The organism is Heliobacterium chlorum (assembly GCF_014502795.1).
GTDB lineage: Bacteria > Bacillota > Desulfitobacteriia > Heliobacteriales > Heliobacteriaceae > Heliobacterium > Heliobacterium chlorum.
This window is the reverse complement of sequence record NZ_JACVHF010000013.1, coordinates 55,570-76,745: the sequence shown is the minus strand read 5'-3', so window position 1 is coordinate 76,745 and position 21,176 is coordinate 55,570. Positions and strand designations below refer to the sequence as shown.

The following is a 21,176-nucleotide window of genomic DNA, read 5'->3' as shown; positions in this document are numbered from 1 at the left end:
CAGTCCCTCCTTCTGTCTTCAAAAGTATGTATTTTTCTACACAGCCCGCTCCGGCTTCGGTACGGGTGTTCTGTCATAGACGATTTTGTTGACGGCGTTCAGATAGGCCTTCGCCGATGCGACGATGATGTCTGTATCGACACCGCGGCCTGTATAGAATCGGCCTTCTCGCTCCAGCTTGACGCTGACTTCGCCCTGAGAATCTTCGCCCGAGGTGGTGGCGCTGATGACGTAGGCTTTCAAACGGGCGCCGACGCCGGTGATCTTGTCGATCGCTTTGTAAGCGGCATCGACGGGACCATCGCCGCAGGAAGCTTCTTCGAAGGTCTCTTCTTCCCGTTTCAGACGGACTGTCGCTGTCGGAACGAGGACGGTGCCGCTGGTGATGTGCAGGTAATCCAAGCGATACGCCTCAGGTACAGCCCGCAGTTCGTCTTCGACGAGTACGACCAGATCTTCATCGGTGATCTCGCTTTTACGATCAGCCAGGTTCTTAAAGCGGGCAAAAGCTTTCCCTAATTTTTCATCGTCCAGCTCAAAACCCAGCTCCTTGAGGCGCTCCCGGAAGGCGTGGCGGCCCGAGTGTTTCCCCAAGACGATGTTATTGGTAAAGATACCGAGCATTTGGGGATTCATAATCTCATAGGTGGTCCGCTCTTTTAAGACGCCGTCCTGGTGGATGCCAGACTCATGGGCAAAGGCGTTTTTACCGACGATAGCTTTGTTCGGTTGAACCAGCATCCCCGTCAAGTTCGAAACCAGGCGGGAAGTGCGGTAGATCTCGGTGGAGTTGATCGACGAGTCGAGCCCATATACAGACTTGCGCGTGTAGAGGGCCATGACGAGTTCCTCTAAGGAACAGTTGCCGGCCCGCTCGCCGATGCCGTTCATGGTGCACTCGATCTGTCGGGCGCCGTTTTCCAGGGCCGACAGGGAGTTGGCCACGGCGAGACCCAGGTCATTGTGACAGTGGACCGAAACGGTAGCCCGATCCATGTTGGGCGTGCCGTTGATGACCGTCTTGATAAAGGCGCCGTATTCTTGCGGTGTCGCATAACCCACCGTGTCAGGGATGTTGATGGTGGTCGCACCGGCATCGATGACGGCTTTGAAAATGCGGCAGAGGAATTCTACATCGCTGCGGAAAGCGTCTTCCGCCGAGAATTCGACGTCGGCAGTGAAGGTCTTGGCCAACTTGACAGCCTCGACAGCCGCTTCCAGCACTTGGTCCGGTTCCATGCGCAGTTTGTGGCGCATGTGGATGGGCGATGTGGCGATAAAGGTGTGAATCCGGGCTTGTTCCGCCGCCCGCAAGGCTTCGGCGGCCCGTTCAATATCTTTTCGGTTCGCCCGGGCGAGACCGGCAATGACTGGTCCTTTGACTTGGGCAGCGACGGCGCTGACAGCTTCGAAATCGCCCGGTGAGGCAATCGGGAAACCGGCTTCGATGACGTCCACGCCGAGTCGGGCCAGCTGATGGGCGATCTCTAGCTTTTCCTGAAGGTTCAGACTCACCCCCGGTGATTGCTCGCCATCGCGAAGCGTGGTGTCAAAAATAACGACTCGCTTGGACATCTCGAATCCCCCTTCTTTCGTTCAATCCGGTAGATTTATTCGTTCCATAGGCATTGGGTCAACCAACGCTTCGAAAACAGTAGTTATTGCGGCAGTGTATGCTGTTGCAAGATTTTGAATTAAGCAATTTTCGAAGGATTTTCACTGGAACGGAAGCTCCCTAGTTCGCGACCGTCTATCCTGCGTCTCCCTTGAGTTCGTCAGTCACAGACGATCAATTCGTCGAGGCCTTTTCCCCCTAAAACGGTGGGATAGACCATTTCCTGTTCGTCAACGGCCACTTCCACCATGACCATGCCCGGATGGGCAAAGGCTTCTTTCAGGGTCGACTCGACGGCCTCTTGGCTGGAGATATGGTAGTATTGAATGCCGTAGGCCTCCGCGAGCGATGAAAACTGCGGGTTGAAGGTCATCTTGACGCCAGAGTAGCGCTTGCCGCAGTAGAAGTGTTGCAGTTGCCGGACCATGCCTAAGGCGTGGTTGTTAAAGAGGATGATTTTTAAGGGGAGGTTTTCCTGCCGGGCTGTGCCCAGTTCCTGCATCTGCATCTGAATGGACCCGTCACCGGTAAAAAGGATGACCATGTCGTCGGGCCGGGCCATCTGTACACCGTTGGCGGCCGGGAGTCCGTATCCCATGGTACCTAATCCGGCCGAGGTGATGAAGCTTCCGGGACGGTTAAACTTGTAGAACAGCGCCGTCCAGATCTGGTGTTGGCCCACATCAGTGGCTACCCAGGCTTTATCGCGGGTCAGGTTACCGACCGTTTCGATGACCTGTTGAGCCGTCAGTTGATCGGTCCGAAATTTAAGCGGACGGTTCTGCTTCCACGCGGCGATCTGGTCCATCCATTCAGCTTGCTCCATCGGCGGGGTCAGCTTCAAAAACTCTTTCAGGACAATGCGGGCGTCGCCGACGATAGGCACATCGATATCGGCGTTTTTCCCGATTTCAGCGGGGTCGATATCGACATGAACGATTTTGGCATCTCGGGCAAACTTGCCTACATCTCCCGTCGCTCGGTCGCCAAAACGGACGCCGATGCCAATGAGCAGGTCTGCCTTGGAGATAGCCAAATTGGCGTAGGGAGTGCCGTGCATCCCCATGAGACCTAAGGACAGGCGGTGCGTCTCCGAAAAGGCGCCAATCCCCATGAGGGTCGTCGCCACAGGGATGTTCGCCCGCGTGGCCAGTTCGAACAGCTCTGCCGATGCCTGGGCATGGATGATGCCGCCGCCGATCATCAGAACGGGCCGTTTGGCCGCCTCGATCAGCTTGACGGCGTTTTTAATCTGGGACGGATGGCCTTTGACGTTCGGCCGGTATCCCTTGATGTCGACGACAGGTTTTTCGTCGGCATCGGGGCATGGGCATTGTGCCTGGAGCACGTCTTTGGGGATGTCGATCAGGACGGGACCAGGCCGGCCTGTCGAGGCGATGTGAAACGCTTCCTGCACTACCCGGGGGATCTCGGCGGGGTCTTTGACCAGATAATTGTGCTTGGTAATCGGTAAGGTGATGCCGGTGATATCCACTTCCTGGAAGGCATCGGTGCCGACCATGGAAGTGGGAACCTGCCCGGTGATGGCGATCATCGGAATGGAATCCATATACGCGTTCGCGATTCCGGTCACGAGGTTGGTCGCTCCCGGTCCTGAGGTAGCCAGGCAAACGCCCGGTTTGCCCGCAGCCCGGGCGTAGCCGTTGGCCGCGTGGGCCGCCCCTTGCTCACAGCGTACAAGGATGTGCCGGATCGGCGAGTCCAGTAGGGCATCGTATATCGGCAGCACTGAACCGCCGGGGTAGCCGAAAATCATCTCGACCCCATTGGCCTCTAAACATTTCAGCAGCGCCTGGGCTCCGTTCAAATCGTTCCACTCCCTTCTGTATCGCCGGACAAGAAAAGCCCCTTTGCGGGGCCTTCTTGCCGTAGTTCAGGCCAGATTATTTCTTATCTTTCAACCAGGGCATCATAGCCCGGAGCTTTTTGCCGACGATTTCGATCTCATGGGTTTCATCGGCTTGGGCCAGGGCGTTGAACTTCGGCCGGTTGACTTGGTTTTCCAAGAGCCATTCTTTGGCGAAGGTGCCGTTTTGGATTTCGGTGAGGACTTTCTTCATTTCTTTTTTGGTTTCGTCGGTGACGATGCGAGGTCCGATGATCATGTCGCCCCACTGAGCGGTGTCGGAGATGGAGTAGCGCATCCGGGAGATGCCGCCTTCGTACATGAGGTCGACGATCAGTTTCAGTTCATGGAGGCACTCGAAGTACGCCATTTCGGGAGCATAACCGGCTTCGACGAGGGTTTCAAAACCGGCTTTGACGAGGGCGGATGCACCGCCGCAGAGGACAGCCTGTTCGCCGAAGAGGTCTGTTTCGGTCTCTTCACGGAAGTTGGTTTCGATGACGCCAGCGCGGGTGCCGCCGGTGCCTTTGGCATAAGCAAGGGCGTAGTCTTTGGCACGGCCGGTCGCATCTTGGTGGATAGCGATCAGTGTGGGAACGCCAGCGCCCATGGTGTACATGCGGCGAACCATATGGCCGGGGCTTTTTGGGGCGACCATGAAGACGTCTACGTTTTTCGGCGGCTGGATTTGGCCGAAGTGGATGTTGAAGCCGTGGGAGAAGCAGAGGGCTTTGCCTTCGGTCAGGTGCGGGGCGATTTCTTTGCGGTAGACTTCGCCTTGCCGTTCGTCAGGGATGAGGATCTGGATGATGTCCGCTTTCGCAGCAGCTTCGGAGACAGGGTAGACTTCAAAACCGTATGCTTTCGCTTCGTCCCAACGGGCAGAGCCGGGGCGAAGGCCGATGATGACGTTAACTCCGGAATCTTTCAGGTTTTGGGCTTGGGCATGGCCTTGGCTGCCGTAACCGATGACAGCAATTGTTTTTCCATCTAATAACGAGAGATCGGCGTCGGCATCATAATACATTTTCATTGTTGGGGTTCCTCCATTCAAACGTTTAAACATATATTTGCTAGCTGCTTACTTGCTTCCCCGGACCATGGAGATCCGCCCGGTGCGGGCGAATTCGCGGATACCGAAGGGGCGCAGGGTGGTCAGCATGGCTTCGATTTTTTTCTGGTCTCCCGTCGCTTGGATCATGACGGAGTTGCGGCTGAGATCGACGATACTGGCCCGGAAGATCTCGCAGATCTGCATGATCTCACCACGGGTCGATGCGTCGGCAGCGACGCGGACCAGGATCAGTTCCCGGTGGACCGATTCTTCTTGGGTGATGTCGGAGATCTTGATGACTTCAATCAATTTGTGGAGTTGTTTGGTCACCTGCTCGATGATCTTCTCGTCACCGTCGACGACGATGGTCATCCGGGATACTTGCGGGTTTTCCGTCTCCCCCACGACGAGGCTCTCGATGTTGTACCCCCGGCGGGCAAATAAGCCGGCCACGCGCGTCAAAATCCCCGGTTTGTTTTCCACTATGACGGACAGGGTGTGCCGCATCGATTCCGCCTCCTTGTTATGTTCTTGCATTAGAGGTAATCATGGTTAGATGGGTACTCTGTAACTTTGTCTCTTCTTTTCGGCTTTTATCCTCGTCGTTGGAACTTTTATCTTTGAATGAGTTTTGTCTTCGGTGAGTTTAGTCTTCGGTGAATTTTTCCTTCGACAAGTTTTTTGGGGCGAGCTAGGGCGCCTATACCTGGCGTATTTACCCAGCATAGACACCCTAGCTCGGCCAAATCTCGAGATTTAAAATTTAGCGCATCCGCGCGCCGGTGGAGGCGGAAAGGACGTTCTGGGCGTAGCGCTTCATGTACCCTTTGGTTACACGGGGCTCCGGCGGCTGCCAGTTTTTCCGGCGTTCAGCCAGTGTGGCTTCGTCCACTTCTACGTTCAGCTTGCCTTCGGGAATGTTGATGGAGATAATGTCGCCTTCTTCCACAAAGGCGATGGGTCCGCCGTCGGCTGCTTCTGGAGAGACGTGTCCGATCGATGCGCCCCGGGTGGCACCGGAGAAACGACCGTCCGTGATGAGGGCCACGTCTTTGTCCAGGCCCATCCCGCAGATGGTCGACGTGGGGGAAAGCATTTCCCGCATGCCCGGGCCGCCACGGGGACCTTCGTAGCGGATGATGACGACGTCACCCTTTTGGATCTTGCCGCCGGTGATGGCTGCATAGGCCTCTTCCTCGGAATTGAACACGCGAGCGGGACCTTGGTGAACGTGCATCTCTGGAGCGACAGCCGCTTTTTTGACGACGGCGCCGTCAGGAGCGAGATTCCCCCGCAGGACTGCCAAGCCGCCGGTCTGGCTGTAGGCATTATCGACAGGCCGAATGACATCGGGCCGCAGGTTGGCACGGTTGGAGACGTTTTCAGCCACTGTTTTGCCGGTGACTGTAGGCAGGCTGCCATTGATGAGGCCTTGCTCGAGAAGGATGTTCATCACCGCAGGGATACCGCCGGCTTCGTCGAGGTCTTCAATGTGATGCTCACCAGCCGGAGCTAGTTTGCACAGGTGGGGTGTTCCCTTGCTTATTTCGTTAACGACGTCCAGGTTCAGATCCACACCGGCTTCATAAGCGATGGCCGGCAGGTGCAGCAAGGTGTTGGTAGAACAGCCGAGGGCCATATCGACAGTGATGGCGTTGCGGAAAGTCTGTTCGGTCATAAGATCGAGAGGACGAACGTCTTTTTCCAAGAGGTCCATGATCTTCATGCCCGTCTGTTTCGCCAAGCGGATCCGGGAGGAATAGACGGCGGGAATCGTCCCGTTGCCTGGGAGGGCCATGCCGAGAACTTCTGTTAAGCAGTTCATGGAGTTCGCCGTAAACATGCCCGAGCAGGAGCCACAGGTGGGGCAAGCGTTCTCTTCCAGGTCCTGCAGTTCGTCCGAGGTCATCTTGCCGACGTTATACTGGCCGACACCCTCAAAGACGCTGTTCAGGTTGACCTTTTTCCCTTGGAAACGACCGGCCAGCATGGGGCCGCCGCTGATGAAGATGGAAGGAATGTTTAATCGAGCTGCTGCCATGAGCATGCCCGGTACAACTTTGTCGCAGTTAGGGATGAAAACGAGGGCGTCAAAACCATGAGCCGTAGCCATGATCTCCACCGAATCGGCGATGATCTCCCGGGATGCCAGGGAGTATTTCATGCCGATGTGGTTCATGGCAATGCCGTCGCATACGGCGATGGCCGGAAAGGCCAGAGGCGTTCCGCCAGCTAAGCGAACACCCGCTTTTACCGCTTCGGCGATGGTATCCAAGTGGATATGGCCCGGGACGACGTCATTCTTGGCGTTCACAATCCCGATGAGCGGGCGGTTCATCTCCTCTTCCGTCAGGCCCAAGGCGCGAAATAGAGAACGGTGCGGCGCTTTTTCCACACCGCATTTCACGGAATGGCTGCGGGTGTTTTTGCTATCCAATTGGATCCCCCCTAGGTTTTGTTTTCTTCTGTTCGTTGTTCTCGCGATTGAGGAAAAGGTATAAAAAAACCTCCCGCCCAGACAGGTCCAAAATCCTGTCAGGGACGAGAGGTATTTCCCGCGGTACCACCCTGATTGTCGTACCATCGAAGTAGATGGCCGACCTCTTGTCCAGCGATGTTATCGCTGGAAGCTTGATAACGGACGCTTGCACCCGAAGGCGCTCCATCCGGCACCACCTACTACGCCGCGCCCTCAGGCTCGACAGTTCGGATAGCGACTTCGGGGAGAGACAACACTGTCGTTTTAGTACCGGTTTTCAGCTGCCCCGGCTCTCTGCTACTAAGGGACGTTCAGTGCCATAGTACCCCATCATCGTCTTTGCGTAGTATGTTATTAAAAAATAGTATAGTCATGGCTGCTCCCGGTGTCAATAACCCCTGGCAGTAAAAACTTTGTAAAGCTTTTTACGCTTTCCAGTTGCAATATTCACAATCTTGTGCTACCATAAAGGTGAGCAACACCCCTACAGCAAATTGACTCCGGTTCACCAAATCGCTAGGGTTTCGGAAACAGGTTTTCCCAGTCCAATGCAGGTGTTTACCAGTCTAACGGTGGGTCCTCAGGTTAGCCGAATCGGTCCTGAACGGTTGTTATCCCGTAAATCCCATCGGACACAAGTTAGGGTCTAGGTCGCTCAAGGGTTTCCAAGTCTCCCGTTTGTTGTCTCAGGTTTAGGTTTTTTCCCCAAGTGCGTTGTCTATCTGAATCAGTCCCTTAAGGTCCTTCGGTAGTTCGGTTCGTACCCGGTTCGGTTTAAGGTTCGTTCTCGGTATCTCCGGTTCGGTCCATCGGGTTAGGATTCAGGTTATTTCCTAGGTTGGGTCCCTATCTGGTTAAGGTTCAAGTTCTTTCTCAGGTACGGTTCCTTTCAAAACTCAGTTCTCGGTTTTTCTCGGTTTAGTTCCCTTTAGGTTTGGTTCCCGTTAGGTACGGTTCCTATCTCGTTCGGTTCCTCGCTCGTTGGATCCCGGTATCCCAATGGTTTGTTCCCCTATTGTCCGGTATCCCGTCTTCCCCCTGGGTAGGTACTCGTCTTGGCCCCTGGTCTATCCTTGGTCGGTTAGCTCAGTTGGTTCCTTGAACGATTCAGGTCCAGGTTGTTTGGTGAGATTTTATCCCTGGTTAGGTTCTTTCCTAGGTCTTCTGGTAACTGGGTCGATTCCGTATTGGTCAGTCGGTCGGTTCTTTCCTAGGTCAGTTCTTAGGCAGTTTGGTTATATCTGGTTCGGTTCCATCGTAGATTGGCTTTGACAAGGTTAGTATTTTCGCCTATCACTCAGTGGTGTCTTGTTGTTAAGGTAAGAGGTAGTCTTGATGCTCTTAGGAACGGTTACGCTGTAGGGGTAGTTGCTTCAAAGGAGAAGGCGCAAGCCTTCTTCTTTTATTTTTCTAGAGATTTCTTTTTCTACGGATATTTGCACTTTCTGTGGTAAATCAATAGGACTGAAGGCAGTTTCGTAGAAGGAGATCTGATCGACTTGAAAAAGTATGTCTGTGTTCCCTGCGGTTATGTCTATGACCCGGAAAAGGGCGATCCTGATTCAGGCATAGAGCCTGGCACCCCCTTTGAATCGATTCCCGATGATTGGGTCTGCCCCGTGTGCGCTGTCGGAAAAGATCAGTTTGAACCTATGGATTAGCTTAAGAAAGAAAAAGAGGCCCCTCTGTGCGGCCTCTTTTTCTTTTCTATATCTTAGAGAAAGTGCTATTTTTTCACTCCCTCTCTCGCTATAATGATAATGATAAAGTATAGTTCGGAGGTGAGCTCGGTGCATGACATGATCATAGTAGGCAGCGGTCCCTGCGGCCTCGCTTGTGCCATCGAAGCGAAGATCCACGGTTTGGACTTCGTGGTCCTGGAAAAAGGTTCTATCGTCGATTCTGTCGTAGGTTACCCCACGTATATGATCTTAAGCAGCACCACCGATATGCTGGAGGTTGGCGGATTGCCCTTTGTCGTTCAAGGTTGTCGACCAACCCGTCAAGAAGCCGTTCGGTATTATTTGAGAGCCGCCCAGCATTTTGATGTTCCCATTAAAACCTATCGTCAGGTGACCGATATTCAGCGCACGGATACGGGCTTTATGGTGCACGCAAAAAATGTATTTACCGGTGAAATCCGGATATATTTTTCGAAACGCGTCATCGTGGCGACCGGATGCTACAACACCCCCAACCTGCTTGGCATACCCGGAGAAAATCTACCCCATGTGAGCCATTACTATAAAGAGGCCTTTCCCTATTCGGGCCGTAAAACAGTGGTCGTCGGCGGGGGCAATTCTGCCGCGGAGACCGCCTTAGACCTCTATCGCCATGGTTCAGATGTGACCCTAGTCCACCGGTGTGAGCAACTCGATGGAAACGTAAAACCCTGGATCGGCGCCGATATCCTCTCACGCATTCTCAAAGAAGACATCCCCACTTTCTTCAACAGTCATTTGGAATCTATCCAACCGCGCTCAGTCACAATACGGCGAGACGGCGACCGGTATGAAGTAGAAGCAGACTTCGTCTTTTTGATGACGGGCTACCGGCCGAACGCGAAACTGCTCGTCGATGCCGGTGTCGCTCTCGATGAATACGGCTTCCCTACTCATAACCCTCTGACGATGGAGACAAACATTCCCGGTCTCTATGTGGCTGGTGCCATTTCCGAGGGCTGGCGTGTGACCCAAGCGAATATCGAAAAAGGCCGTTTTCACGGCAAACGGATCATCCAATCTTTTGACGAAGTGTAATCAGACGGATCGTGGCTTCATGTCCTGTGTTCCCTGACAGACTTGCTCGTCATCATCATGAGGGGGCTTCCTTACCGTGTCTACGTCGACTCCTATCCCCAATCCCGGCGATGTAATACCTCATTTTCAACCGATCCTTACGATGGATACACAGCGGATCTTCGCCTATGAAGTGTTGGGGCGCTGGCAGACGCCTCAAGGGACTCGCAGCCTGGGTCCTTTTTTTCACGATCCCTTCATAAGCACGGAGGATCATATTCGGATCGATCGCATCATCCGGCAGAAGGCGATCGCTGCCCTGGCGAAAGCACCGGAAGATACACGCCTCTTTCTCAATCTGAAACCCAACTGGATCTATTCGTTTCGAGACCACCCAGAGAAACTTCCGACCTTACAGTTTTTGCGGGAACATAACGTCGATCCGTCGAGATTCACCGTAGAGATCACCGAAGACAGTTTTAACGATGATATCGAAGATCTCGCCCGGGTCACCCAGACCTACCGGGAAGCGGGCTGTCAGATCGCCATCGACGATGTGGGCAGCGGTTTTATCAACTTTGACCGCATCGCCTATATCAAACCAAATATTCTTAAACTGGACCTAGAGCTGGTCAAGAAGTGCACTCGAGAAGACTTCTTTAAAGAAGTTCTGGCTTCCTTCGCCAATACAGCCGAAAAAATCGGCGCCTCGTTGCTCTTTGAAGGCATTGAGACCGAAGAAGAGGTGCAAATCGCCCTCTCTTTAGGCGCCCGTTACCTGCAAGGGTATTTCTTCGCGAAGCCGTACGATGAATTTCTAAGTCCAGACGTGTTCCATCACTGCCTGAGCTATCAGATCCGTCAGTTCGTCGACCACGCTCTTTGGGAGACTCATTCGGATCAGCGCGCCTCCGACGCGCTGCGCAACTCCTTGCTGGAGTGTTTACCCCGTTGGCCCGAGGGCACCGATCCACGCTGGCGAAAGGCCGACGAGTTCATCCTCCGTTTTCTCGATTCTCTTCCGAGACTCGTGTCTCGCGTCTATCTTTGTGACGAGCGAGGCTATCAATATTCATCGAACTTTACTCGCCATCACGGCGAATGGATCACCGAAGAGGAGTTTCGCGGACGAAACTGGGCCTGGCGGCCTTACTTCCTCAACAACATCGTGAAAGCCACCTATAAAGAAACAGGCAAACTGTCCAGCACCTACACCGATGCCCATAGCGGTTGTAAGATGCGGACCTACATATATCCCGCTGGTGACGAATTGTTTTTATGCCTCGATCTATGCATCGATTAAATTCTCACTATTCGAATAAAAGACGTTAAAAAATTAGAACAGGCCGGAAAGCGTAGTGCTTCCCGGCCTGTTCTTTTTTGATATCAGTTGACAAATTTCAGCCCTTCCGGAATCGTATCGGAAGGCAGTCGTTTCGGCTCTCCCGGTCCAGGCAATCCTTCAAAAGAGGGGATCTTATTCTCTTCGTTGCTGGGTTTCACCACGGCGGGAACCGTCGCTGTGGAACTGGACGCCCCCCCAGACGAGGTTTTGTCCGGGTATTTGCGGATGATCAACACTTCAACCCGCCGGTTATTCGCCCGCCCCTCAGCGGTATCATTCGTGTCTTTCGGATGATACTCACCATAACCGACAGCGGTAAACTTAGCCGGATCTAATTTTCCTTGGTTTAGAATGCGTTTCATCACATTTAAGGCCCGCTTGGCGCTCAGATCCCAGTTGGAAGGAAACTCGGCCGTACTGATGGGCAGATTGTCCGTATGACCGGCGATGCGCACATCATTCCCCTTCAACCCGCTCAGGAGTTCTGCCAACACATCCAGCGTCGGAAGTGCCTCCGGCCGCAGGTTGGCCTTGCCGGAATCAAAAAGAGCTGCGTCCCGAAAAGAGATCTGCAATCCTTCTTGCGCCAAACTGGTTTCGATCTGGTTTTGCAATCCTTTATCTTGGATGTATTTATCCATCTGGGTTTTCATCTCTTGAAAGTTCCGCGCTTCTCGGAGCGATTCCATTACGGCCATTTCTGGCGGCTGGTCACTCGCTCCCTCTGTGGGCATGGGACTGGAATTCATCATGAGGCCGGAGCCGCCTTTGAAGACTGTTTCCATCGCTTTTTTTAAGGCTTCAAATTTTTTTGTATCTACCTGGCTTACGGCAAACATGACGATGAACAAAGCCAGCAAGAGCGTCAACATGTCGGCGTACGGAATCAGCCATGTCTCATCAACGTGTTCTTCATGGTGCTGCTTCTTTTTGCTCATCAGCGAGCTCCTTCTTTGTCCATTGCCTGCCGTTCCGTCTGTGTCAAATGAATCATCATTTTTTCACGGATTTGAATCGGGCTGCTGCCGACTTGGATGGAAAGAATCCCTTCCAACATCATCGTCTTTAGCTTAACTTCTTCTTGAGATTTCCGCTTCAGCTTCGTAGCAAAGGGGTGCCAGAGCACATACCCGGTGAAGATACCAAACAAGGTCGCCACGAAGGCGGCGGCGATCATGTGACCCAGCTTTTCCACGTCATTTAAGTTACCGAGAGCCCCGATGAGACCGATAACGGCACCCAAAACACCGAGTGTAGGCGCGTATGACCCAGCGGAGGTGAAGATCATGGCACCGACCCGATGCCGTTCTTCCATGGCGGCGATCTCTGCCTCAAGCAGTTCCCGAACAAACTCTTCCCCCTGACCGTCGACGATCAGGCGAATACCGTTTTTGAGAAAAGGTTCCTCCAGCTTTTCAATGGCCGCTTCCAGCGAGAGCAGACCTTCCCGCCGGGCTTGTTGAGCCATTTCGGTCATCTGATCAATGATCACCTTCGGCGCGGTCAGTTTTTGTTCTTTAAAGATGATCCGGAACAGTGTCGGTATCTTTTTGACCTCATTCATCGGAAAGGAGTTCAGCAGTGCAGCAAACGTTCCGACAAAGATGATGATGATGGCGGCTGGGTTGACAAGAACAGAAACGTCGGCCCCTTTGGCAATCATGCCCCCGACAACCGCGAAGATGCCAAGAAATAATCCGGCTACAACGGCTGTATCCATGCTTTGCACCTCGTTTTTCACATTTCGGGATTCTATATTTTTCCTTCACAAGGAAGCTCAATTGTGACCCGGTAAAAGCTATTCGACGTCGATGAATTTGTTACCTTCCGCCAAAAGTCTCATTTCTCAAAAAGATTTCATGAAGGACAGGTAAAAAATAAGCCCCCGGCCGTTCGAATCTTCGAATTGCTCCGGGGGCTTTTAGATGCAATTCCGATATGTACCGACTTCTTACCGTTTGTGGCTCCGGCGCCAGATACCCATTTTTTCGGCGTCCTTGATCAGCTCTTCCCGGAAATCAGGATGGGCGATGCCGATCAAGCCTTCGGCCCGCTGCCAGGCCGATTGGCCTTTGCAGTTGAACATGCCGTACTCGGTCACCACGTACATGGTGTTGGAACGGGTGTCGGTGATAATCCCGCCCGGGGTGATCGTCGGCAGAATGCGCGATTTGAGGTTCCCCTGCTTATCCTTGTATGTCGATGACAGGCAGATAAAGCTGCGGCCCCCTTTGGAGAGGTAACCGGCGATGACGAAGTCCAACTGGCCCCCTTGACCGCTGATGTGGCGAACACCAGCCGATTCCGAACAGACCTGTCCAAAGAGGTCAATCTCGACGGCGTTGTTGATGGTGACGAGGTTGTCAATCTTAGCGGCCACTTCGGCAGAGTTTGTGTAATCGACGGGATAACTGGCGCAGAAGGGGTTGTCATCGAGAAAATCGTATAGTTTTTTGCTACCTAAGGCGAAGGTGTAGGCAATCCGGCCGTTGTCGATGTTTTTGCGGCGTCCGTTCATCCGTCCGGCCATAAACATATCGACGAAGCTGTCGGCGAGCATTTCCGTATGACCACCGAGATCTTTGAGGTCTGATTCAGCGATCATCGCGCCGAGGGCGTTCGGCATGCCGCCGATACCGAGTTGGACACAGTCGCCGTCGCGCATTTCCTTCATAACCAGCTGGGCGATAGCGCGGTCGACCTCACTGGGCGGTGCGGAAGGCAGTTCCGGCAGCGGCAGGTTATCTCCTTCAATGATGCAATCAACTTGGTCGATGTGGATGCCGTGGCCATAGCCGCCATGGACGCGAGGCATATTTTCGTTGACTTCCACCACGATCTTTTTGGCCCGTGCGATCGCGCCGTAATGATGGCTGTTGCTGATACCAAAGTTGAAGAAACCAAACTTGTCCATGGGAGCCGATTGGACGACGAAGATATCGGTCGGTTGATTTTCCAGTACATAGCGAGGTAATTCGGAGAATTTGATGGGATTATAGAAGGCGGCACCCATGCCGGCATACTTGCGATCCAGGCCTGTAAAGTGCCAGGAGTTCCATGTGAAATGTTCCCCGGTCGGATCGGATTCAAAGGCTTTCGAGGGGTGGACGGAAACGCCGACTCGAATATTTACATCGAACAATTCCTCTTTTCGCTCCGCCATGGCGGCGTCGAAGGCTCGCGGGGCCGTTAAACAAAAGCCGTATTCAATCCAGTCCCCCGATTTGACTAACTGTGCCGCTTGTTGTGGCGAAACGAGTTTCGAACGATAGATGTCTTGCAGACTCATCTTGTTTGGTTACCCCCTGTTGTTTTTCTTGCTCCTATAAACGAGGATTGAGCGAATGTATAGACTATTTGGATTATACTGAAATTTTTGTTGCCAGTAAATACCCCAATTGGCAACGCTTTTGGGAATTTACAGGATAAAAAAGAAAAAAGCCGCTCCCTTTTTAAGCGGCGACTTACCGTGACGGATAGTTTCATTTACCATTGGCTAGCCTTTCCTGCCGGTCACTTTTTCACGACGGATTCCCGCCTTTGATTCTCATTTACCCTTACGATTCACGGAAGAGGTAAGAAAGCAATACGTATTTCAAAAGTATTTTTGTGTATCAACACTTAGTCGAGGTTCTTCCGGAATCGCTTGGCCGCGAGGAAAAAGAGGACGAATGAAAAGGTCGCTAGGACCAATGTTTCCTTCCAGAGGTACTCCAGTCCGATTCCTTTTAAAAATATCCCTCTCACGATGACTAAGAAATAGGTCAATGGAACAACGCCACCGAGTCCCTTGAGCAAAAGCGGCATCGTATCGCGGGGAAAGATAAAGCCAGAAAGCAGGATGGATGGGAGAATCAGCAAGATGGTCATCTGCATCGCTTGCAGTTGGGTTTGAGAGATCGTAGAGATAAGCAAACCGATAGCGAGAACGGTCGTCACGAACAGCATCGATAATATGATGAGTAGCAGAAAGCTCCCTTTCGGCGGAACGCCGAACCAAAAGATGCCGACGCTCAGAATAAGCATAAGCGAGACAAAGGCGATGATCACAAAGGGGACGAGTTTACCGAGCATCAGTTCAGTGGGCCGCACCGGCGTCACGACTAATTGCTCCAAGGTACCCCGCTCTTTCTCCCGGACTAACGAAAAAGCGGTGAGCATGGCAATGACGTTTTGAATGATCAATCCGATCAGCGCGGGGATGTTAAAGACGAGCGATTTCATGTCCGGGTTATACCAAACCCTTGTCTCCACCTGTACCGGAAGGACCGGGGTTTGTCCTCCCTGCTGGGCGAGCCGTTCCGCTTGTACTTCCCAACCGGTGTTAAAGCCGACCGTTTGTACCGCCGACATTGCGGCCCGGGCGGCCGTCGGATCAGAACCGTCGACGAGAACTTGTACAGCCGTATTTCCGTTGCCCTGCACCTGCTTGCCATAGTCAGGGGGGATGATAACAGCAACCCGGGCCGACGAACTATCAAGATAGCCTCTGATCTCATCATATCCCCGGACGTAAAAATCGGGGTCAAGATAAGTGGAGTTTCGTAGGGAACTGATCACTTCACGGCTATCTTGGCTCATGGACTGGTCCCAGACGACCGTCGGCATGTGGTCTACGTCGGTATTGACAGCGTATCCGAAGAGCAAAAGCATGATCACAGGCATACCGACGGCCATGATGACGCTCGGTTTATCTCGGGCGATTTGACGGAACTCCTTGATCAAGATGGCCATAAAACGGGACCAGTTAAACCTCTTCATCCTTCTCCCCCCTTACCGCTTTCCCTTGTTTCGCGGATCGTCAGCGGCTTCCCGTTCGACGTAATGGATAAAGAGATCATCTAGGTTGGCTTTATTTTCCTTTGCCTTCATCTCAGCGGGTGTGCCAAAGGCGATCAGTTGGCCGTAGAAGACGAATCCTAGGTAATCACAGGTGTCGGCTTCGTCCATGTAGTGGGTGCTGACGAGGATGGTCATGCCTTCTCGAGCTAACGTATGGATAATCTGCCAAAAGACCCGCCGGGACACGGGGTCGACACCGGCCGTCGGTTCGTCGAGGACGAGCAGTTTCGGTTCGTGGAGCAAGGCACAGGCCAGCGCGACCCGCTGTTTCCAACCGCCTGACAGAGAGTGGACGAGTTGAGGCAGGCGTTCGTTCAGACCAATCCGCTCGATGACTTGCCGCTTGCGCTCAGCCGCGAGAACTCCCGTCAGGTTATAGATTCCCGCGTAAAAGTCGATATTCTCGCGAACGGTCAGATCCTCATAGAGGCTGAATTTCTGAGACATATAGCCGATATGCTGCTTGATTTCTTCGGGCTGCGTTTTTACATCAAAGCCGAGGACAGTAGCATGTCCCTCCGTCGGCATCAAGACGCCACAGAGCATGCGGATCGTTGTCGTTTTTCCGGCGCCGTTCGGCCCGACAAACCCCATGATCGATCCGACAGGCAGTTGAAAGGTCACACCCTGCACTGCCGTATAGTTTCCAAACCGTTTGCCCAGGTCTTGGCAGTCGATAGCCAGTTCGGTTTTTCCCATTCCCTTGCCTCCTTTCGGCGAGGGTAGTATTACTTAGATGTACGTTCTAACGTCTAGAGTTCTCAATCTCTAGAAATCTAGATTTCTGTAGTTCTAGATTTCTACAGCCATACAGTCTTGCTGAGCCACTGAATCTTATCTAGACGGTCAATCGGCTCAGTTCGTGTTTTCGAAAGCAACGTCTGCTGGCATCCCTGGCTTTAGCAGATCTAGTCCATTTTTTAGTTGAGTCTTTACACCGAACACGAGAGCCGTACGCTCTTCCTTGGTCTGTACGTTTTTCGGGGTAAATTCGGCCTTGTCACTAACTTGCGTGACTTGTCCGTCAAAGACTTGTTCCGGATAGGCGTCGACACTGACCTTGGCCGGTTTGCCGACGGCCATGTTGCTCAGCTCCGCTTCGGGAATATAGACTTTCACCCAAAGATCCTGTTCATTGAGGATCGTGACGAGGCGCGATGCCGTGTTGACGACTTGACCAAGTTCTACATGCTTATATAGAACCCGCCCCCTGACGGGGCTTTTGATCACGGTTTTGTCCAGATTGACTTGGGCCAGTCGTACCTTTTCCCGTAGACTGTCTACGACTGCTTTCTGGGCTTGAATGGTCGGTTCTGTGTATCCTGCCAAGGCTTGATCCAGGTTCGCTTGAGCGGCAGCTAACTGGGCACGGACAGATCCAATTTGGGCTTGACTCCCGTCCAACTGCGCCCGGCTGCTATCCAGTTGGGCTTGCAAGGTCTCTACCTTATTCTGCTCATTTTCCAGTTCGCGGCTGCTCAAGGCACCAGCGTCATGGAGGGTTTGGCTGTCTTTGAGTATCTTTTCTTCATGGCGTAAGTTCTCCTCATCTCGGGCTACGAGGGCCTTCACCTGCGCCGACGAAGCAGCCATCTGATCGACCGTCGCTTGATACTGATCGACATTGGCTCGGTAGCGGCGAATTTCCTCGGCACGGCTGCCGTTGACCAGGTCCAACAGCTTTGACTCGGCCTGTTTAAGATCATCTTCTGCGACGGACATATTCAATTGGGCTGTCTGTGGTTCTAAGACGGCGATCACATCACCCGCATTGATTTCTTGTCCTTCCTGAACGCGAAGTTCGGCAATACGTCCAGATATCTCCGGCTGAACCGGGACCATGGTACCTTCAATTGTCCCGGAATAGAGTGTCTTGGCTGGTTTGAAGATTCCGGCCATGATCGACGTGCCGCTATGCTTAGAAGCGTACAGGCCGATTCCCAACAGTGTCGCAGCGACAATAACGACTACGCCGCCTATGACGAGACCCTTCCCAGGCTTCATCGGTAAATCCCCCTCCCCCTTGTTTCTCCTCAGCTCGGTTTCGGTTTCTGCCTATAGATTCGTTTTCTATATCTGCTTCGGTTATCGGTTTAGCTTTGCTTTCTACACCGGTTTTGCTTTATGCACCGGCTTTGCTTTAGCTTCAAGCTATTTCTCTGCCACTGCCCCATTCAAAAAGAGATCGATAATTTTCAGGATCTCCTCTCGGTTGTCTTTTCCCGCTTCTCGTTTCGTCAACATCACCCCGGAGAGCATGTAAACGACTACCATGCCGAAAAAAGAACGGACTAACACCCAAGCGGGAAGGTCTTGGCGAATCTCCCCCTTTTGCTGCCGCTGCTCTATTAGACGGATGAGCTGTTCCTGGCTTTTGTAAGCTACTTCACCGATGATTGCTTCCCGGAGTTCGGGATGGTATTGGGCTTCCGTTAAGATCAAACGAAGCAGGGCCTGATTTTCTAAGAGGAAATCTTGCCGTTCAAGGGCAATCATGAGCAGCACTTCCCGCAGGGGAAGGTTTTCGTTTTTTACAATCATCTGGGTCAGGGAGTTTACGCTCTTGGGTCCCATCGTGTTTCGGATCAATGGAACCAGCATGGCCAGAAGGATGTCCTTTTTCGTCTTAAAGTGGCGGAAAATCGTTCCCTCGGAGACGCCGGCTTGACGGGCGATCTCGCTCGTCGTGGCGGCACTGAATCCTTTTTCTGTAAAGACAGCTAGGGCAGCGTCGAGGATGTTCCATTGTTTGTCCGTGAGTTGCAGGTCGGAAGGTTCTTGGAGACCCGTTGAATTCGGTCGTTCTGATAAGCTTCGATCATCCATCGAGTTTCCCACCTCTAGTTCAAGTTATTGCTCACGCTTTGAATGTATTCACTTCTAAAAAGTGAGTGATTACTTACATTGTGAACTGGCGACCAATACCTGTCAATAGCTAGTCACTATAATATTTCTTCGGGAATCTGGACAAAACTCCTGGAGCGGGCTAAGGTAACATTGAGGTGATTGTATATGGACTCGCTGACGATGAAGGAAGTACAGGCTCGGGTCGATGAGTATATTTCTCAATTTGAAGAAGGTTATTTTGATCCGCCCACACTCGTGATCCGTCTCTGTGAAGAGTTAGGGGAACTGGCTCGGGAAGTGTCTCACCAATTCGGTCCCAAAAAGAAAAAGCCCGGCGAAGCGGACGGCGATATGGAACTGGAGATCGGTGATATCCTCTTTATCCTGGTCTGTCTCTGCAACTCCCGGGGGTACGATCTAGGCGATATTTTCCGGCGGACGATGGAAAAGTACGAAGTCCGGGACAAGGACCGGTGGACGCGGAAAAAAAATTAAACCCATCGTTCGAAGGATGGGTTTATCTTCAGTAATGGGCTTTTGGATGGACTTTTTGAATGTCCCGGTTCCGTTTATGAGATCGACTGTACAATTACCTCACCGGTAAACAAGTCGATACGGCGGATGTTGTTGTATTGGGGATGGACCGAATGTTCCCGGATGACGATGGCGCTTCCTTCGACGGTAAAAGCCATCTGGTTCTTCCGGCGTGTCAACCCTGCCGAGAGACCGTCGACGAGTTGGAGCAAGCGCAGCATGGGCAGCAGCCGGAACGGGAAGGTGTCCGGAAGCTCTTGCTCCCGGTGATGATGGTACCGAATCAGTTCCACCACGTCCGGAGGTTGCCGGTAGTAATGAGCAGCGAATTCGGCACTCCGTTCGGCATGTTTTCGTCCATCCTCAAAGAACTGAACCGGTGTGACTACGTCTCCGATTTTGGCTTTCGGTTGGACTTTGCCTAAATCGTGAAAAAGGATGGCCTGTACCAGTGTATCTTTTTCGATGCCGATTTGTTCGGTAATGCCTTGTTTATGTAGATCGGCAAGAACTTTCAGCGCGTTGATGACATGGCGATAGGATCCATCTTGGATGATATCTGTAATCGTTATAGTCCCCGAGCCGGCGTCATAGACGTCGACATATTCCGGCGTCGTCTTGAGCTTTAGGGTCACTTTGGAGTTCGGCAGTGTAAGCGAGAAGGCCTCCTCGAGCTCTTGGTTGGCCCGGATTAGGCTTTCTTTCAGTTGTTTACTCGCCGTCACATCTTGAATCGTCGCCAAGACGCCTCGGACCTCTCCCTCTTTGATAACGGGAACGAAGTTCACCTGCAGATTTTTCCCCGACAAGGTTCGCCGTTCTACATCAAACCGAGGCACTCCCGATTCAAGCACTTGTTTCCAATGGCTCAATTGTGCATACTCTGCAGGAGTTGGGTTAAAGACTAGACCGACAGTCTCTTCAATTAACGTTCCCCGTACGGCTGCTACGCTTTCGAGTCCCAAGATGCGTACCGCCGCCTCGTTGATAATATTAATCCGTCGACGACAATCAATGAGCAGCAGCCCTTCATGCATCGACTTGATGATTACCTCAAAGAGATCCTCTTTACCCAGACATCCTTCTTCGCGGTTGCGCCGCGAGTCAGTTTCAACTGGGGTGCCCGAAATGCTAGGATTACCAGGAGTGTCCGGCGTGTCCGGACCGTTCGGATTATCGATCGAATCGATAGGATCGATAGCACATTCATTGGATGATACGGATTTACTCATGGTTGATCGCCTTCCTCCACCGAACAATAACGTTCATTAGATCCCTATTCGGCAAAAGCGAGCGAATTCCTATCCCCGGGTTTTATGATTTTTTCTCCTTACTGACGTCGAGTAATTATGAGAGTCTGGTGATATAGCCCTAGAAAATTTTCCAGTTGACTCGTTTTGCTCTTTGTGTTAAACTGATTCTCGTCCCAAGGGGAACGATACTCAAAGCAACAGAATACGCCGGTGTAGCTCAGTTGGTAGAGCAATTGATTCGTAATCAATAGGTCGCCGGTTCGAGTCCGGCCATCGGCTCCAGTGGAAATCAACGCCTCCAGGCATCTGGAGGCGTTTTGTTTTTCTGTTTTGGGGACAATCTGGGGACAAACAACACCTAATTACCCTAATTCAACCTTAAATCACACCCCGACGTAGCTTTTTAAGTAACCGAAAATGAAGGTAGCCCCATCTGAAAATCCGTTTTAATACACAATCCGTCAGACTTCAATGTACCGTAGAATTTTGGTGTAGTTAGGTTTACCATGATCCATACTTACACATAACAGTTGCTGGTATCTCTCATCGAAACTAAGGCAATATCGTAATTGATACTCCGAAATACGAGTAACCGTTACTCC

The 21,176-nt window shown here is 52.4% G+C and carries 17 protein-coding genes and 1 tRNA gene; 5 read left to right on the top strand and 13 right to left on the bottom strand.

Annotated elements, in window-relative coordinates:
* Nucleotides 1-36 precede the first annotated feature (36 nt).
* From H1S01_RS12845 to ilvD, 5 genes are all read right to left on the bottom strand, one after another.
* Complete coding sequence (locus H1S01_RS12845; RefSeq protein ID WP_188040856.1) at nt 37-1,575, bottom strand: 2-isopropylmalate synthase; 1,539 nt, start codon at nt 1,573-1,575, stop codon at nt 37-39.
* Between the two features lie 200 nt (nt 1,576-1,775).
* Nucleotides 1,776-3,443, bottom strand: a complete 1,668-nt coding sequence (ilvB, locus tag H1S01_RS12840) for a biosynthetic-type acetolactate synthase large subunit (RefSeq protein ID WP_188040855.1) — start codon at nt 3,441-3,443, stop codon at nt 1,776-1,778.
* Nucleotides 3,444-3,519: 76 nt separating this feature from the next.
* Nucleotides 3,520-4,515: a ketol-acid reductoisomerase gene (ilvC, locus tag H1S01_RS12835; protein ID WP_188040854.1), complete on the bottom strand. Its 996-nt coding sequence runs from the start codon at nt 4,513-4,515 to the stop codon at nt 3,520-3,522.
* A 48-nt stretch (nt 4,516-4,563) separates the two neighbouring features.
* The gene (ilvN, locus tag H1S01_RS12830; protein WP_155475432.1) at nt 4,564-5,043 is read right to left on the bottom strand and encodes an acetolactate synthase small subunit; all 480 of its coding nucleotides are present in this window, start codon (nt 5,041-5,043) and stop codon (nt 4,564-4,566) included.
* Nucleotides 5,044-5,299: 256 nt separating this feature from the next.
* Nucleotides 5,300-6,973: a dihydroxy-acid dehydratase gene (gene ilvD / locus H1S01_RS12825; protein ID WP_243237297.1), complete on the bottom strand. Its 1,674-nt coding sequence runs from the start codon at nt 6,971-6,973 to the stop codon at nt 5,300-5,302.
* Nucleotides 6,974-8,514: 1,541 nt separating this feature from the next.
* Here ilvD and rd point away from each other — a divergent pair.
* From rd to H1S01_RS22345, 3 genes are all read left to right on the top strand, one after another.
* Entirely contained in the window at nt 8,515-8,676 is a 162-nt protein-coding gene (rd, locus tag H1S01_RS12820; RefSeq protein ID WP_188040852.1) for a rubredoxin, read from the top strand.
* A gap of 138 nt (nt 8,677-8,814) precedes the next feature.
* The gene (locus H1S01_RS12815) at nt 8,815-9,774 is read left to right on the top strand and encodes a YpdA family putative bacillithiol disulfide reductase (RefSeq protein ID WP_243237306.1); all 960 of its coding nucleotides are present in this window, start codon (nt 8,815-8,817) and stop codon (nt 9,772-9,774) included.
* Nucleotides 9,775-9,850: 76 nt separating this feature from the next.
* Nucleotides 9,851-11,056 carry an EAL domain-containing protein gene (locus tag H1S01_RS22345; RefSeq protein WP_188040850.1) on the top strand — a complete coding sequence of 402 codons (1,206 nt, stop codon included), beginning with the start codon at nt 9,851-9,853 and terminating at the stop codon, nt 11,054-11,056.
* A gap of 83 nt (nt 11,057-11,139) precedes the next feature.
* Here H1S01_RS22345 and H1S01_RS12805 read toward each other — a convergent pair whose 3' ends face one another.
* From H1S01_RS12805 to H1S01_RS12775, 7 genes are all read right to left on the bottom strand, one after another.
* A complete protein-coding gene (locus H1S01_RS12805) occupies nt 11,140-12,036 on the bottom strand; it encodes a flagellar motor protein MotB (protein WP_188040849.1) in 897 nt (298 codons plus the stop codon).
* Nucleotides 12,036-12,818 (bottom strand): flagellar motor stator protein MotA, encoded by a 783-nt coding sequence (gene motA / locus H1S01_RS12800; protein WP_188040848.1) that lies wholly within the window; start codon nt 12,816-12,818, stop codon nt 12,036-12,038. The genes H1S01_RS12805 and motA overlap by 1 nt, the downstream gene beginning before the upstream one ends.
* Before the next feature lie 231 nt (nt 12,819-13,049).
* A complete protein-coding gene (locus H1S01_RS12795) occupies nt 13,050-14,387 on the bottom strand; it encodes an acetyl-CoA hydrolase/transferase C-terminal domain-containing protein (RefSeq protein WP_188040847.1) in 1,338 nt (445 codons plus the stop codon).
* Nucleotides 14,388-14,719: 332 nt separating this feature from the next.
* Entirely contained in the window at nt 14,720-15,859 is a 1,140-nt protein-coding gene (locus H1S01_RS12790; protein WP_188040846.1) for an ABC transporter permease, read from the bottom strand.
* A 12-nt stretch (nt 15,860-15,871) separates the two neighbouring features.
* On the bottom strand, nt 15,872-16,639 hold the full coding sequence (locus tag H1S01_RS12785) for an ABC transporter ATP-binding protein (RefSeq protein WP_188040845.1): 768 nt from the start codon (nt 16,637-16,639) through the stop codon (nt 15,872-15,874).
* A 156-nt stretch (nt 16,640-16,795) separates the two neighbouring features.
* Nucleotides 16,796-17,944 carry an HlyD family secretion protein gene (locus tag H1S01_RS12780; RefSeq protein ID WP_188040844.1) on the bottom strand — a complete coding sequence of 383 codons (1,149 nt, stop codon included), beginning with the start codon at nt 17,942-17,944 and terminating at the stop codon, nt 16,796-16,798.
* Nucleotides 17,945-18,091: 147 nt separating this feature from the next.
* A complete protein-coding gene (locus H1S01_RS12775) occupies nt 18,092-18,766 on the bottom strand; it encodes a TetR/AcrR family transcriptional regulator (RefSeq protein ID WP_188040843.1) in 675 nt (224 codons plus the stop codon).
* Nucleotides 18,767-18,952: 186 nt separating this feature from the next.
* Between H1S01_RS12775 and H1S01_RS12770 the strand changes: the two genes are divergently transcribed.
* Nucleotides 18,953-19,282, top strand: a complete 330-nt coding sequence (locus H1S01_RS12770) for a nucleotide pyrophosphohydrolase (RefSeq protein WP_188040842.1) — start codon at nt 18,953-18,955, stop codon at nt 19,280-19,282.
* A 74-nt stretch (nt 19,283-19,356) separates the two neighbouring features.
* Here H1S01_RS12770 and H1S01_RS12765 read toward each other — a convergent pair whose 3' ends face one another.
* Nucleotides 19,357-20,553 carry an HD domain-containing protein gene (locus H1S01_RS12765; RefSeq protein ID WP_188040841.1) on the bottom strand — a complete coding sequence of 399 codons (1,197 nt, stop codon included), beginning with the start codon at nt 20,551-20,553 and terminating at the stop codon, nt 19,357-19,359.
* Nucleotides 20,554-20,780: 227 nt separating this feature from the next.
* On the opposite strand from H1S01_RS12765, the gene H1S01_RS12760 reads away from it, so the two are divergent.
* A tRNA-Thr gene (locus tag H1S01_RS12760) sits at nt 20,781-20,856 on the top strand.
* The last annotated feature ends 320 nt before the right edge of the window (nt 20,857-21,176 follow it).